At 38.7% G+C, this 14659-nt stretch carries 16 protein-coding genes; 1 reads left to right on the top strand and 15 read right to left on the bottom strand.

The genetic code is table 11. The features are described from left to right. Positions 1 to 40: 40 nt before the first annotated feature. The 7 genes from hpf to AC0VYE_RS31785 all read right to left on the bottom strand — a co-directional run bounded on the left by hpf (position 41) and on the right by AC0VYE_RS31785 (position 6080). On the bottom strand, positions 41 to 586 hold the full coding sequence (gene hpf / locus AC0VYE_RS31755; protein WP_441874782.1) for a ribosome hibernation-promoting factor, HPF/YfiA family: 546 nt from the start codon (positions 584 to 586) through the stop codon (positions 41 to 43). A 239-nt stretch (positions 587 to 825) separates the two neighbouring features. Next, entirely contained in the window at positions 826 to 1023 is a 198-nt protein-coding gene (locus tag AC0VYE_RS31760) for a cold-shock protein (protein WP_028608231.1), read from the bottom strand. A 511-nt stretch (positions 1024 to 1534) separates the two neighbouring features. Beyond that, positions 1535 to 3103: a DUF2920 family protein gene (locus tag AC0VYE_RS31765; RefSeq protein ID WP_475444761.1), complete on the bottom strand. Its 1569-nt coding sequence runs from the start codon at positions 3101 to 3103 to the stop codon at positions 1535 to 1537. Between the two features lie 197 nt (positions 3104 to 3300). Next, complete coding sequence (locus AC0VYE_RS31770; RefSeq protein WP_475444763.1) at positions 3301 to 3429, bottom strand: hypothetical protein; 129 nt, start codon at positions 3427 to 3429, stop codon at positions 3301 to 3303. A gap of 44 nt (positions 3430 to 3473) precedes the next feature. Then, the gene (gene hisH, locus AC0VYE_RS31775) at positions 3474 to 4118 is read right to left on the bottom strand and encodes an imidazole glycerol phosphate synthase subunit HisH (protein ID WP_475444765.1); all 645 of its coding nucleotides are present in this window, start codon (positions 4116 to 4118) and stop codon (positions 3474 to 3476) included. After that, positions 4115 to 4897: an imidazole glycerol phosphate synthase subunit HisF gene (gene hisF, locus AC0VYE_RS31780; protein ID WP_475444767.1), complete on the bottom strand. Its 783-nt coding sequence runs from the start codon at positions 4895 to 4897 to the stop codon at positions 4115 to 4117. Before hisF ends, hisH begins: the two co-directional genes overlap by 4 nt. Before the next feature lie 28 nt (positions 4898 to 4925). Further along, a complete protein-coding gene (locus AC0VYE_RS31785; RefSeq protein ID WP_475444769.1) occupies positions 4926 to 6080 on the bottom strand; it encodes an N-acetyl sugar amidotransferase in 1155 nt (384 codons plus the stop codon). A gap of 770 nt (positions 6081 to 6850) precedes the next feature. On the opposite strand from AC0VYE_RS31785, the gene AC0VYE_RS31790 reads away from it, so the two are divergent. Beyond that, entirely contained in the window at positions 6851 to 7195 is a 345-nt protein-coding gene (locus tag AC0VYE_RS31790; RefSeq protein WP_475444771.1) for a hypothetical protein, read from the top strand. Positions 7196 to 7266: 71 nt separating this feature from the next. Here AC0VYE_RS31790 and fliS read toward each other — a convergent pair whose 3' ends face one another. From fliS to neuC, 8 genes are all read right to left on the bottom strand, one after another. After that, entirely contained in the window at positions 7267 to 7692 is a 426-nt protein-coding gene (gene fliS / locus AC0VYE_RS31795; protein WP_076266182.1) for a flagellar export chaperone FliS, read from the bottom strand. Between the two features lie 72 nt (positions 7693 to 7764). Continuing rightward, positions 7765 to 8118, bottom strand: a complete 354-nt coding sequence (locus AC0VYE_RS31800; RefSeq protein WP_475444774.1) for a flagellar protein FlaG — start codon at positions 8116 to 8118, stop codon at positions 7765 to 7767. A 212-nt stretch (positions 8119 to 8330) separates the two neighbouring features. Continuing rightward, complete coding sequence (locus AC0VYE_RS31805) at positions 8331 to 8699, bottom strand: flagellar protein FliT (RefSeq protein ID WP_076266183.1); 369 nt, start codon at positions 8697 to 8699, stop codon at positions 8331 to 8333. A 62-nt stretch (positions 8700 to 8761) separates the two neighbouring features. Continuing rightward, positions 8762 to 10234: a flagellar filament capping protein FliD gene (fliD, locus tag AC0VYE_RS31810; RefSeq protein ID WP_475444776.1), complete on the bottom strand. Its 1473-nt coding sequence runs from the start codon at positions 10232 to 10234 to the stop codon at positions 8762 to 8764. A 135-nt stretch (positions 10235 to 10369) separates the two neighbouring features. Then, positions 10370 to 11068: an acylneuraminate cytidylyltransferase family protein gene (locus tag AC0VYE_RS31815; RefSeq protein WP_475444778.1), complete on the bottom strand. Its 699-nt coding sequence runs from the start codon at positions 11066 to 11068 to the stop codon at positions 10370 to 10372. Positions 11069 to 11173: 105 nt separating this feature from the next. Beyond that, positions 11174 to 12217: a nucleotidyltransferase family protein gene (locus AC0VYE_RS31820; RefSeq protein WP_475444780.1), complete on the bottom strand. Its 1044-nt coding sequence runs from the start codon at positions 12215 to 12217 to the stop codon at positions 11174 to 11176. Positions 12218 to 12481: 264 nt separating this feature from the next. After that, positions 12482 to 13561, bottom strand: coding sequence for an N-acetylneuraminate synthase (neuB, locus tag AC0VYE_RS31825; RefSeq protein WP_475444782.1), 1080 nt, complete (start codon positions 13559 to 13561; stop codon positions 12482 to 12484). Beyond that, positions 13558 to 14622 (bottom strand): UDP-N-acetylglucosamine 2-epimerase, encoded by a 1065-nt coding sequence (neuC, locus tag AC0VYE_RS31830; RefSeq protein ID WP_256710790.1) that lies wholly within the window; start codon positions 14620 to 14622, stop codon positions 13558 to 13560. Before neuC ends, neuB begins: the two co-directional genes overlap by 4 nt. Between the last annotated feature and the right edge of the window lie 37 nt (positions 14623 to 14659).

Raw genomic sequence — 14659 nt, forward strand, 5'->3', positions numbered from 1 at the left:
TAAAGGAGAAAAGGCTCTTCAAAGTTGTGTATAATGATGGCTAGCCTTGCTCAATTAAACCGTATTTCCCGTCACTTCGTTTGTACACAACACTGACCTCTTTGTTGTCCACATTCGAGAAGACGAAGAAATTATGTCCGACCATATTCATTTGCAAAATCGCTTCTTCCACATCCATAGGCTTGAGTGCAAAACGCTTAGTACGAACGAGCTCTAGATCATCCTCTTCTTCCAGAACGCCCACCGCGGAGCCTTCTTCTTTAAATAGAGCGCGTACACCGCTGCTTTGACGGAACTTACGATTTACTTTAGTTTTATGTTTACGTATTTGTCGTTCGAGTTTGTCCGCAACCAGATCAATCGATGCGTACATATCCTCGCTTTTCTCCTCGGCTCTTAGCATGACACCGGTGAGCGGTATGGTCACCTCAACTGCATGTTTCCCTTTGGTGACGGATAGTGTTACGTTAATTTCGGAGGTGATTGGTGCTTCAAAATATTTATCCAATCGGCTGAGTTTCTTTTCGACGTAGTCTCTCAATGCGTCTGTCACTTGAAAGTGTTGACCTCGAATGTTGTAGTTCATGGGGAACTCCTCCTTTACATAGTCTTATTATAGCATATGTAGGCGTTCAAATCAAAATAGTTTTTTATCAATTTAGAATATTCAGATAAATAAAACTATAGAACTACTAGACTTGTCACAACTTAGTCACGGACACCCTATTTTACTTCAGACAACAAAAAAAAGCCCCGGTTTCCCGGAGCTTGGTAAGTTACTTGTTTAATGATCCAAATTATAGGTTGGCTGGATCAGCCGGATAATTACAGTTTAACTACGTTAGCTGCTTGTGGACCACGAGCGCCTTCAACAATATCGAATTCGACGGATTGGCCTTCTTCAAGAGTTTTGAAACCTTCAGTTTGGATAGCGGAGAAATGAACAAATACGTCGCCGCCTTGCTCAGTCTCGATAAATCCATAACCTTTTTCTGCGTTAAACCATTTAACTTTACCTTGCATGTGCAAACATTCCCTTCATCTTCAAATACTGTGAGGCATCGCTTTGTATAACCCACAATTTGACTATAACACCCACTTTATTGAATTGTCAAACAATTTATTGTAAGCGGATACACAAAGGTCTAATCGCACTACTCACACTTATCGGATGATGTCGATTCCTAGTTATTATGCCCTAAAGGTGAGCGTCATACGAATCTTCAATCTGCGGTATCTGCTCAAAAAATATTTTAAATAGCATTAAGCATGTAGACTGTTTTCCTTAGCTAGTTACAAACAAATTAATTAACCTTTGTTTCTTTATTTATGTTGAGGAAACACAAAGAAGACGGGTGATTGTAATGCCCGACTTCTTATGTATATTGTCACTACTAAATTTAGAGAAAAGCGATACGGTTTTGTTGAAGGATCATGAATTCGAGACTGGATTGTGGGATATGTCCGAATACGTGCTAAGTTGCTCCGACCATGACCACAAAACATTTGTTATATGGGAGAGCTATATCGACGTTTAATGGGTGATATAGGGTGTGATAATATGGTGCAGTTCTTTCTTCCACGCTAAAAAATAGGGTATAACTTGTTGTGATAACTGGTTATCCAACAAATCCCAGTCTTCATTGTTGAAATGTACAACAGTCATTGAAAGAGAGTTTTTGAACTGCTCATTAACTGAGCGCAGGTTATTTTCACCTAGGAATCTGGAAAACGTATCTATTTGTAAATTTATAGCTGTGTGTGCATCTAGTATATCCTGCATAACTCCAAAAGTTTCATTATAATCTCTGTCCGCTATCTTAGTAACGATAAAGTTAAAACCTTCATCTATTGACTCGCAAACATCCAATAATTTGCTCATTATCTGATATGAATTTATTAAATTATATTCTGTTTTTATGTTATCTGTTATAGTGACTTTCATTGTAAAATCGTTTTTGAAATTAAAAACATAATTTTTGATACCACAATTTAATGAGTTGACTTCATTATTACTAAATTCATTTTCACTCGTTTCTTTCACCAATCCATATTCCTTGTCTTGTTCAGCAACATGATCAAACAGTTTTCGAAGGGATGCATCCATTGCGTGTGCATATGTTTTAAAAAGCGCACCGTCAAGGTCATTCATTCCGACTCGTTTATAGTAGGTAGAATTATAATTAATCAACAGCGCAGTCACTTTATCTTTGTCTTCCACGGAAGCTATTTGATCCTCTTCGCAATGAAAAATATAATATCGTGTATCCGATTTAACCCTATGCTCTCTAACTAACAGATTACGAATCTGCTTATGAGAATCACCAAAATAGTAGGGTGATGTCTCATCCTTGATCGTCCAAGGATTGTTATATGCGAATGGCACAGTATAAAGTTTGTTACGGAAATTAACAGTAACAGCTAAATCAGTTTCTAATATTTCTCTACCTACAATATATTTCATTTCTGAACGTGAAAATCCTGAGTTGTCAATGATGACTGAGAATGTATGGGGTGCAAATTTGCCACAAAGCATAGCTATATATCCGCCGTATGAAGAACCGTAGGCAATTATTTTTTTCTTATTTACTGCAGGGTAATTTTTGAGAACTTCACCTAGCACAGTTAGGTTATCCAGAGCAGGTAAAAATCCAAAGGACTGGTACTCTTGCCGTCCCGTGATCTTTAAAGCTTGACATTGATGATCTAACTTGGATATTCCTTTGCTTTCTAACAGTTCCCCTACCTTCGTATAAAAATCGTTATCAGACGAAATATTATGCCAGTAAGTACTTGGAACTCCATAGACCGTTTCCATATTATGAATGAAGTGGTCGTCCAATTTCGTCTCGGTTCCTCGGTATATACCAAAATAATTCAAGGCGACCACTATACAATTATATTTTTCAGCAAGGTATGGATTTAATTTTTCTATTTGATAACTTGAATTAGCAAGTCCACCAAACCCTGGGATAGTTAGTATCAATCCAGTTTCTTCAGTTACACCGGCATCCGGTAACGTGACATAATAGTCCAGTTCTTCTCTGTCAAAACCTAACTCAATATCTGCATGAGGTTTAATTTTATAAACTAGAGTCCCCAAAGTCTATTCCTCCGATTCTATGTTGTTAGCGTGTTAGTTAATTGATATGAAGAGTTGTAACATTATGATAATTATCGGAAAAGCAATGCTCAATGTTTAATTCTTTTAACGCAGGGCTATTCTCAATTCTTCAACCGTAAGAGACTTAAATAAAAAAAAAGCCACCCTCAGGGCGGCAACTCAATCTTTTAATTCGATTAAATGACTGTCGATCGTGCTTGTTTGAACGTGTTTCCACTCGCTTGTGAAGCTGGTTGCTTATATCGTTTAGCTGCCTGAATCCAGGTTTCTTTTAAATCAATTGGATGGAAAAGCACTTCTTCCACAGGTTCTACATCCTTCTTTATATTCAATTCAATTATATATTCTCCTACTTTAGTTGAATAAACTGTTCTAGAATTTGAAGCCCGATCTCGCCACTTTTTTCTGGATGAAACTGGCACCCATAGACATTGGAAAGTTTGACGATGGCTGGTATATCCCATCCGTTATACTGAGTATTTGAGAGGGTCACCTGTTCAGAACTGGGCCTAGCCATGAAGGAATGAACAAAGTAGACAGCGCTCCCCTCCTCCGTCCCTTCCAGAATCGTATTTTTCCATGTTGACGTTTCTTTTCCACGTCTCAGCTCATTCCATCCCATATGCGGTACTTTATGGTTAGTACCTGTCGTTGTCCTGAGTGGAATGGGAATAACGACGCCCGGAATCAAACCCAAACCTTCATTATAACCAAACTCTTCGCTGCTTTCGAATAGCAATTGCATACCTAGGCATATACCCATTAATGGCTTTTCGCTAAGAGAAAATCCTTGAAGTGCCTCCACCAACCCGTGATTTTTTAACGCTCGCATGCCGCTTCCAAACGCTCCTACACCCGGCAACAATATGCGTTCTGATTGATTAAGGACTTGTGGGTTACTTGTTACTTCTACAACAGCCCCACAGAACTCTAATGCTCGTTTGACGCTCAATATATTGCCAGAACCGTAGTCTATTACAGTTACACGATTCATCTTTGTCTCTCCAGTGCCCTAACATGTTTAACTTTTATTTGTTGTTTCGCTGCATATAACCTAAGATCGACTAAAGAAATCCGATCATAGTGTAGTACGTCTGCCATAGCAACTGCGTCCGCATAGCCATCTTTCACTACCGCTTCAAAATGCCCCATTTCACCCATCCCGCCACTAGCAATTACAGGAACGGGGACCTGTGAACTTACCGCTTTCACTAGTTCACAGTCAAAGCCCTTCTTAGTTCCCTCTTGGTCAATGGAAGTCAGTAAGATTTCTCCAGCTCCCATCCGTACCGCTTCAATCGCCCATTCCACAACATTCAGCCCTGTAGGCTCACGCCCATTCTCAATGTAAGCTTCCCACTTCGCATCCCCGATCCGTTTTGCTTCTATAGACAAAACCATACATTGGGATCCAAAACGACGGGATATCTCTGTAATTAACTGCGGGTCACGGGTAGCTGCTGTATTGACAGCAACTTTATCAGCTCCTGCTCTCAGCAATCGCTGGACATCGTCAGAAGAACGTATGCCGCCCCCAACTGTAAAGGGAATGAATACATTTTCAGCTGTATATTTCACGATTTCCGCTAAATTATTACGCTCGTATAAACTAGCAACAGAATCCATAAAGATAATTTCGTCAATGCCCGCCTGGTAATATCGTTGTGCAAATTTCTGAGGATCTCCAACAACCCTCAATCCTTCTAAATGAACCCCTTTTATTAACTTGTCACCCTTGATATCGAGTCTCGCTATTATCCTTGTATTCCCCAATACAAATCACCGTCCTACTGAAGATCTACTATTGCCATATAGCACGTTTCAATCTCCAGTTATTCGCTTCTTTTTCCCATATATGATCTGCACGCCAGCTATCAACAACTTTCTCGAATTGTTCTTCCGTAATTCCGCAATACTCTAGGAATTCCTTGTAATACTTTTTTGGAAACTCTCCATCGTATTTCTTGACTAGAGCAATTCCTTCTTCGCGAGTGATCTTACCGTCACGGATCTCATGCGCGGTATCAGATGTCGTGCGCCCTATACCAAACTTAATGAAGCCCAAATAATAATGAAATCCGTCTATTTTGTCATCCAAGCTTGCATATTTGGAATATGTACCTTCTGAACGTTCAGAATTGGCATTAAATCCAGTATTTTCGGAACAATAGTAATAATTTTCTTGTGGATCCCAAAACTTATAGTATCCATAGAAATGAATCTCCGTCTGGTTTGCAATGATACTTTCATAACTAGGTGACTTATAGGGAAAAATATCTTGATCCGACACACCATGTTCTGACCAAAATTCTGGCGGAAGCCCCGAAAAGTAATGTTTGTCATGATCTGCAATTTCGCGGTTTGGCTTAAATGCATTCTTCATGTCCCCGCCGTACTCTACTTCGCCGTTCTCCCCATACATAATAAGAGAAACATTATTCTGAATAGCAACTTTTAGAGGAAAATTCGTCTGCCCATAAATGAAAGGCTGGAATGGATCACCAAGATGCAAAAATGATAGTTTGGTCATTAAACGATGAACTTTTCCATTTGGAGTACCTAATACGTTGTCGAAGCCTGATGCTATGAATTGATCCAGATTCTCACGACCTATTTGGGTTGGTAAGTGGGGGGCCCATGTTACCGTTAATGGGTTCATACCGTATTTGTATTTTAATTGATGCGCTACAAAACCTCCATCCTTGCCACCGCTGCAAGGCACAATGACATCATAAGAACCATCACTCTTACGATGTTTATCTAGCAATGTTATTAATTCCTTTTCACGCTGGTTCCAGTCCACATTAGTACGCTTATACCTGGCATAATTACAAGCGCTGCAAACTCCGTTCTCGTCGAAAGTTATCCGGGGTCTTTGGTTCGAAATCGTGCATTCTTTGCAATACAAAATTTGTTCAGGCAGATTGTATCTCCCTTTTACGTCTTGTTTCATCATTTTTATTATCCTTTCATAAGAGATTCGAATTTCTCGACATAATCGCCATTTGCTCGTTCAAAGTCATTTAATCGTCCAATATCAACCCAATATTCTCTTATCGGGAATACAGCTGCCTCTTATTTCTTCCCATAATAGTTTGAAACAAACTAGACATATCGAAGAACGTCATTGTTGGAATAAGCTCAAGCAGTTCGAGTTGAATCACATAGATACCGCTATTAATAAAATATTTCTTTACGGGATTTTATTCGATTTCAACCAGTCTCTTAATAAATCTGTAAGTGACTTGAAATTCATACACACACACATCGCAGCCAAAACATTCATCTCGTTGTGGTAATCTAGCAACTGCTTAAAATTAACTTTGGTCAACAAATCTCCATTAACAACGAATAGCACTTCCTAGGGTATGTCCTCAATTAAACTTAAGGAACCTGCCGTTCCCATACGTTCTTTCTCATAAATATACCAGATTTCTACCCCCAACGATATCCGCACTTGAAATATTCCATGATCATCTCTGCCGTATAATTTACTGAAATATAAAACCCATGGAATCCAGATGATCTGAAATTTTCCAATATAATCTCTCGCTGTCCGACTTCGCGGCAACTTATATCGTTAACAGCGATCACTGCTCCGTAACCATGGAGAACAAACGTTACCGTGTATTTACCTATGAAGGACCGCTTGCGGATACAGAAATTGCTAAGGTGTTATTATATTGAAAAGGTAAGTTTGATGCTGCCGTGTGTCTGTTTTGTATCGTGTGTACTGATCTCAGCTTGGATCTCGTTACGTTCCTAAGCTATTACCGTATACGCTGGCATATTGAAACGGGATACCGCTACTTCAAGGAGTTGCTTGGATTTGATCAATACCAATTATTTTCTTTTAAGGTCATTAATCGTTACTGGGTCATACAATTTCTGACCCAAAATCTCTTAGAGCTGCACCGAATGCAATGGTCCACACTTTCAACCAAGTTAACCCTTGGTGATGTGGTCAAGAGATTCCGTCACCAGCAAAAGGGGCAATTATTGCTCTATTACTTTGAACAAGCGATGCAAAAGAAGCCACTGTTCGACAGGGATCTGAAGATGAACTCATAACGCGCTAATGACCACATGCACTACCTGTCTGCCTTCTTTAGGCTCGGATCGTTAATTTTGCAAGATTCAAGTTAAATAACTGTCGATTGTGTTTGTTTGAACGTGTTTCCACTCGTTTGTGCCGCTAGCTGGTTATATTGTTTAGCTGCCTGAATCCAGGTTTCTTTTAAATCAATCAGATGAGAAAGCACTTCTTCAACCGGTTCTACATCCTTCTTCATATTCGCCTCAATTAATCGCATATTAAAATACTCATATAAGTGTAGCAAGTTTTCTGATATAGGATTAGAACGATCGATTGTAATAACAAACTCACTAACTATATCCTGAACCCGTAGCAGACTTGTATTTGCATCTGAATAACGTTGTTCTCTAATTGCTTCAATTCCTTGACGGCAAAAACGAATAGCGCCATCGTAGAGCATAATAAGTAGTTGTCCTGGAGTTGCCGTTTGAACTGTGTTTTGAAGATACTTATTACGTTGTTGAAGTTGCATTGTTTATCCTCCTAGAACTAAATTAAAATGTCATTTATGTGCTGTGTGAGTTCATCATCTTACAATAATGAATTAGCCTTTCTTATCGATAAGTATACCAGCCATTTCCCACATTTTAGCGACAAAATCCAACGTTTTCTCTGGAGGAATCTCACGAATGACTTCACCCGATGCACTGTCTAATACTTTCACTGAAATGATATTCGTTTGTTTATGCACAGAAAACTCTAGGTTTGTGCTTTTCCCTTCGATGGCCTTAATTGCTCTATCGATGGCCTTAACCAGCTGTTCTTCGCTAATTGCGACATGCTCACCGCGGGCCTCTGCCTTTTTCAGTTCCGAAGAACTTGAAAATTTCGAAAGTTGTTGAGAATCACTTACCGTACTTGAACTCTCTTTCACTGCCCCAATATTAGCTAAATCCATACTAGTAGCAACTCTAATCGACGGATTACTCGTCACTGTAGCCGGTATATTAGTGTTCATTACCTATCATTCCTTCCGCATCAATAGTCCTAGTTAATATATCGGTAACTATTCTCTTTTGCATTAGAAGAAATCTTGTATATTTTATTGGGTATATCACAATATGAATAAATAAAAATAGGCCTCTCCTAAGAGAGAGCCTCTGCCCACTATTATTTCTTTTTATCGAAAAATGCACCGTATGGAGAGTGTGAGTTACCATAATCCCCATATTGCTGATTAACAGCTTGGCTTCTCTTCATGTTCATTATTTCAGATCCCAAATTCTGTTTCTTACGATTCATTATTGGAAAAATTCTTTGATCAACTTCATATGCTGGTTGAAGATAGGTTTGTATCTGAATCTCGGTAAAAGAACATCCGTGTTCCAATGCTTCTGACACAAGATCAATCACCTCTTGTCTCTTATCCAGAAGTTCTACCCATTCTTCAGGCTCACTATTATCTTCTAATATTCTCTGCTCCAACGTAAATGTATATGATAAAAAATCGTTAAGCAGAGAATCTAGAGAAGTATTCATAGTATGTAACCCACTCCTTCTGAAGCTGTTAAAAAATGATTTTTTAAAAAAATCCAGCTAACTTAACCTAGTTGTTGTGATAACCAATTTCCTTGGGCATTCGCTTTACTCATCGCAGTTTCCATTGCGGTGAACTTCTTCCAATAACGACTTTCTATGTCCTCTAATCGTTTTTCCCATTTACTAATATCTGTATTAATTCTAGTTAGACCTTGACCAAGAATACTCTTGTCTGAAAATGATCCAGAACTTCCAGCTTTCTCTGTAAGTTTAGCCATCGTACCGTTAATTTGATCGTATAAACGCTCGATCAAGCCACTCTCGGAAAATTTAGTAGTAGCATCTGTTGAAGTACTCTTTTTAGTAAACAGATCCATTATAGCATTCCCATTTATAGAAATGGCTTCTTTTAGCTTCGTTTCATTAATATAAAGCTTCCCTTTTTCTGAATAATCACCCGTTGTAATTCCAAACTCACTTAGATTATCATATTTTGCATCCATTCCAGCGCCAGTAACATTCGCTGATAAAGCTAGACGCATTTGAGATAATGCATTAGATAACAAAGCATCTTGGCGCAGTAAGCCGCTCTTGGCCTTTTGTTCCCATTGTTCAACTTGCTTATCGGATAATGATTCCTTCTCTTCGTTTAATAAAGGTTTATAATCTCTGTAGGTGCGTTCACTTAACTTACCGTTTATCTTATCAATAATTTCGTTATATTTGTCTACATATTCTTTAACTGATTTAAAAACTGCGTCCTCATCGGGTTTTAGACTAATTTGTGCTTTTCCTGGACCTTTGATGTTAAATTCAACACCATCAAATGTAAATGTATTACTATTGATTGCATATGAAACGCCGTTAATAAGTGCGCTTCCTGCTGTTCCAGCTACAGCTGGTTTGTTTTGCGGGGGAACCGCTGCATTGCCCAGTTTAGATTGAAATTCAGTACTTATATTAATAGCTGGATATTTTCCATTCGAAGTGAACGTTATGGATTTATCATCTTGCATAAAGCTAGCTGTAACACCTGTTTGTGATGATAGTGCGTTAATTTTTGCTACCACGCTGTGTATGGTATCCGTGATGGTTACATCAATACTATGCTTATTAGGATCTGAACCAATTGTGAAGGCAAAATCCTCTGCAATTAATGTAGTCCCATTTACCAAACCATCTTTAATCGTAAACTTCGAGGTTTCAGCCTGTGCTGCTACAGGGGGCACCTGTAATTCTACATTATATATAGAAGCATTCGGACTCCCCTTTTGTTTTACAGAAACAATTGAATCATTATTAGAAGTTAATACCTTCTTTTGATAAGTAGATTGCAGCTTCATATCAAAGGTTTTATTTTTCAAATCGGATAGGAGGGCGTTCATTTCTCGATATTGGTCGCGTCTCCACTCTTCTGTTTGCTTCTTTTGAATAAGTTTATTTAGCGGTGCGCTCTGAGCTTTCATGAGATTTTTGACGATTGACTCTGTATCCATACCTGAAACTAAGCCACCCATACGAATTGGTGTTACCATAATATCCCTCCTAAATTTTCTTATTTATAACGGCTAGACTTATTCGAGGATATTTCCTCTCTGTAACTCTGTTATCGCTTCTTCCCAATCCGATACCACCAACAGAATCTTATCTCAAATATCCCAATGGCTGACTTATTGATGACTAAGTTTGTTTTTCATCAACAAATCACAAATTAAAAAATCCTCTTCTGTATCAATGTCATAGGAACGGTTTTTTGGCATGATATATGCGACCGTGTCATCGGTTACAAATGATTTGGCATCAGCTAACGTATCAACACTAGCTACATATACCGCCCCGTTCAATGCATAGACCTTCTTTAGATCCTGGCGACGTGATGCCTTTGACACCTGTGGAATAAGAGGTTGCAATCTATGATTCCCTTGAAGATTATACATCCAATATGGTGATTTTTCTGGTTCTGTTACGCTAACACAAGAAGGAGCATCAAACCCCAACATTGCGTCAATACAACCATCAATATCCTCTACGCTTCGCAATGGAGAAGTAGGCTGAAGCAGAATCACAAAATCATAATCAGGTAATTCGTTCAGAACATGAAAAACCATATCCATGCTTGATGTTTCATCCTGCGCAAGATGGGCAGGCCGTACAAAGGGGGCATCGCAACCATGAATGCGTGCAATCTCCATAATCTCTGAGTCCTCGGAAGATAAAACAAAACGATCGATATATTTCGATTTTTTCGCTTCTTCAATCGTCCAAGCAATGAGCGGCTTCCCTGCTATTTCCCGTATATTTTTTCGTGGAACACCCTTAGAACCGCCTCTTGCAGGAATGATGGCTAGACACTTCTTCTTATTAATCATAAGCTTCATTCCTAATCGAATATTTCAATGTCCAATCATCATGTCTATTAAATTTAATAGGTCTTCATTTTTACATCTGTACTTACCGCAAAATAATATTTAAGTTTAGTTTAGCTTAATATCCACATTGGCTTTTTCATAATCGTCCATTCTTCCGATATCCAGCCAATATTCTCTCAACGGAAAAGCAGCAATTTCTTTTTGTTGATCCATTATTTTTTCGAAAAGCTCTGGCATATCATAAAATTGCTCTTGGGGAACTTCGCTCAACGCTGCTGGATCAAGCACATAAATCCCAGCATTGACAAAGCTTTTGTGTATGGGCTTCTCAACAATGGATAACAATCGATGACTCTCCGTTTTGATGACACCATAAGGAATTTGATATTCATACTCCCGAACACACATGGTTGCAACTGACTTCGTTTCATTATGGAAATCCAGCAGCTGCTCAAAGTTTATTTTGGTTAATAAATCACCATTCATAACAAAAAAAGGAGCATTGGGCTTTTCTGTTAACAAGGAGAGAGCACCTGCTGTTCCAAGCCGTTTATTTTCTTCAATATATTGAATGCTTACGCCTAAATGAGCGCCATCTTCAAAATAGTCTTTAATCACTTCTTTTTTATAATTGACTGCCAGAATAAACTTTGTGAAGCCGAACTTTTTAAAGTTTTCAATAATTAACTCTAAAATGGGTTTGTCACCCACTCTAAGCATCGGTTTTGGAATGTCATTTGTAAGCGGCCTTAGACGGTTACCAAGACCTCCAGCCATTAGAACAACTACATTCTCTTTCTGTAATACTCCATCAATATCATCCGAAAACAGAATATATTGAATTTTCTTTTCATGATTGACAATTGGCAATTGCTTTAATCGTCTTTTTCTCATCAACTCTTTGTAATGGAATGTCTTCTGCCCTGCCTTTTCGTACACTGGCGTCTCATTCATTACGAGCTGGATGGGGGAATCAAGGGGTCTTCCCTTTAATATGCCACGCCGAATATCACCATCGGTTACGGTTCCAAGTAATCTATTACTCTCATCAACAACCACTGCGAACTGCAATGAAGAATTATCAATAACTTTCATCGTTTCAATAATCTCCATTGATGGGGGAATTAGAATCGGCTTCCAATTTTTCATCTTCACACTTCCTTAGTAGGCACACCTTACACTTTGCCATAATCATTGACCGACTTTAAACCGAGTGACCCAGAAACAATTCATACATGTCTTCCAATCGCCACATTATAAATAGTGACATCGCAATTCAATGTACCAGTCATGATGACACTCGAAGATGTGTTTACTATTGTATTATCGGCAATTATAGTGAAAAATTGAATAGTGTTACCTACCAAGAATTGAGCCCCAACAACTAGATAGACCTATGTAGAAGAGGTCTAATTATTCATTGATCAATTCATCTTCATTATAATTTTTCTTAGCGGTTGTACCTAACAATGACCAATATTGAAGAGGTGACATGCCAGTTCCTGGTCGTTTAACAATTATATTCTGTTCCGTAAAGGTGTCACCTTCCTTGATCGATGTTAAAGCAACTAAGCTTTTTCGAGCGACGGTTTGGGTTTTCAGTTCATTTTCTGTAGGCTTTTTATGGCCATCTCCCAATGACTCTTCTACAACTCGAATGGCAGCTGCCATTTGTTTTAATTCTTCAGGTTCCAAGGATGCGCGGTGATCTGGTCCTGGTAATGAACGACTTAGCGTAAAGTGCTTTTCAATTATCTTGGCGCCACGAGCTACTGCAGCAATTGGGACATAGATGCCTTCTGAATGATCAGATAGACCGATATCTACTTGTAAATCGCTTTTTAGCTGATCCATCGCAGTCAAATTAATGGCTGAGAATGGCGTTGGATATTCAGTCGTACAATGTAAGACGGTTACATATTGTTTCAACCACTTTTTCGCTTCATCCGTTTTATAAAATGCTCTGACAGCGGTTAAGTCCACAATTCCTGAAGGATATGCCAATCCATAAGCAATGAATGATAGCGCGTCGTGTATGTCTTGCATTGTGGCCATGCCTGTCGATAATATAATCGGTTTTTGTTTCGTAGCAATGTAATGAACAAAAGGAAAATTTGTTAATTCTCCTGATGAAATTTTAACTGTATGTATGCCTATCTTATCTACCAAAAAATCAACGCTTTCCTTATCAAACGGGGTAGATAGAAATTCTATCTTCTTTTCATCACAGTATAACTTCAACTGATTAAATTGCTCGTAGGACAACTCCAACTTTTTCAGCATTGCATATTGTGAAGTCTCCTCACCGATGTTTTCCACTTGGTAAGAAGCCTGCTTCGCTTGTTTCGTTACCAAATTCTCGGTCTTAAATGTTTGAAATTTAACCGCATCTGCTCCCGAACTCACTGCAACATCGATAAGCGCGCAAGCTAAATCAAATGAACCGTTATGGTTTACACCAGCTTCTGCAATAATATACGTTTGATGGCTCATATATCGTAAAACTCCTTCTGAACTGAGTAGGAAGGTAACTCTTTAAGAATACTTATAATCTTTGTAGATACATTCCCTGTGCCAAATATATGATCATAAGGTTCTTGAAATCGTAGAGCGGCCTCAATAGCATCTATAATAGAAGCTTCATTCAGTGCAGCATCGAACACAGATGATGGCCTCTGGCGTCCCGCTTGTCGATCACCGCAATTAACAGTAGGAGTCCCTAAATACGGAGCTTCAATTAACCCGCTAGATGAGTTGCCAATGACGATATCCGCATACATTGCTGCGCTTAAATAGCGAATCTGACCAAGCGAATCAACTAATCTTGCATTTATATGTGTTCGAACAAATTGTTCAATCTCTTCATTGATGTATCTACCGCCATTATCAGCATTTGCTTTAGTGAATACTAAATGCACATCGGAATATGTCTTTAATGCAGCAAGAAGAGCATGAATACCATCGCTCTCACCATTTGTTTCCGGATGGTAGGTAATGAGAAAAAAAGACTTGTCTTTATCTAGTGATAAATTTGCATATAGCTCTTTTTTGTCCATAAGAGGAAGCTTTTTAATATTTTCAATTCCTGGGGCACCAACTTTCCATACTCGATCAGGTGTCTCTCCAAGCTGAATAACCCGTTTTCGGTGCTCCTCTGTACTTACAAAATGCCAAGTTGCCATTTTTGTAATGGAGTGACGAATCGCATCATCATAAGCACCAAAGGTTAATTCACCACCATGGATATGAGCAATTGGTAGGCCTTGTATTAGTGCTACTTGTGCAACCGAAAGCATTTCGAATCGATCACCTAACAGGATAATCAAATCTGGATTTAAACGTACTAGCGCATCTGCAAATCCGATTATAGCCAAGCCCATTGATTTAGAAACACCTGTCGCCGTATCCGAAGATAACAATATTTCTATTTTCTCATTGATCTCAAAACCATCAGCTTCAATTTGCTTATACGTTTGACCAAATTCAGGGGACAAGTGCATCCCCGTCGCAATGACTTGTAACTCTAAATCTTGATCCGAGTTAATTTCCTTCATTAGCCAGTAATGCAACCCATATTCCGCTCTTGTACCT

It is taken from the genome of Pristimantibacillus sp. Z349TD_6 (assembly GCF_056173205.1).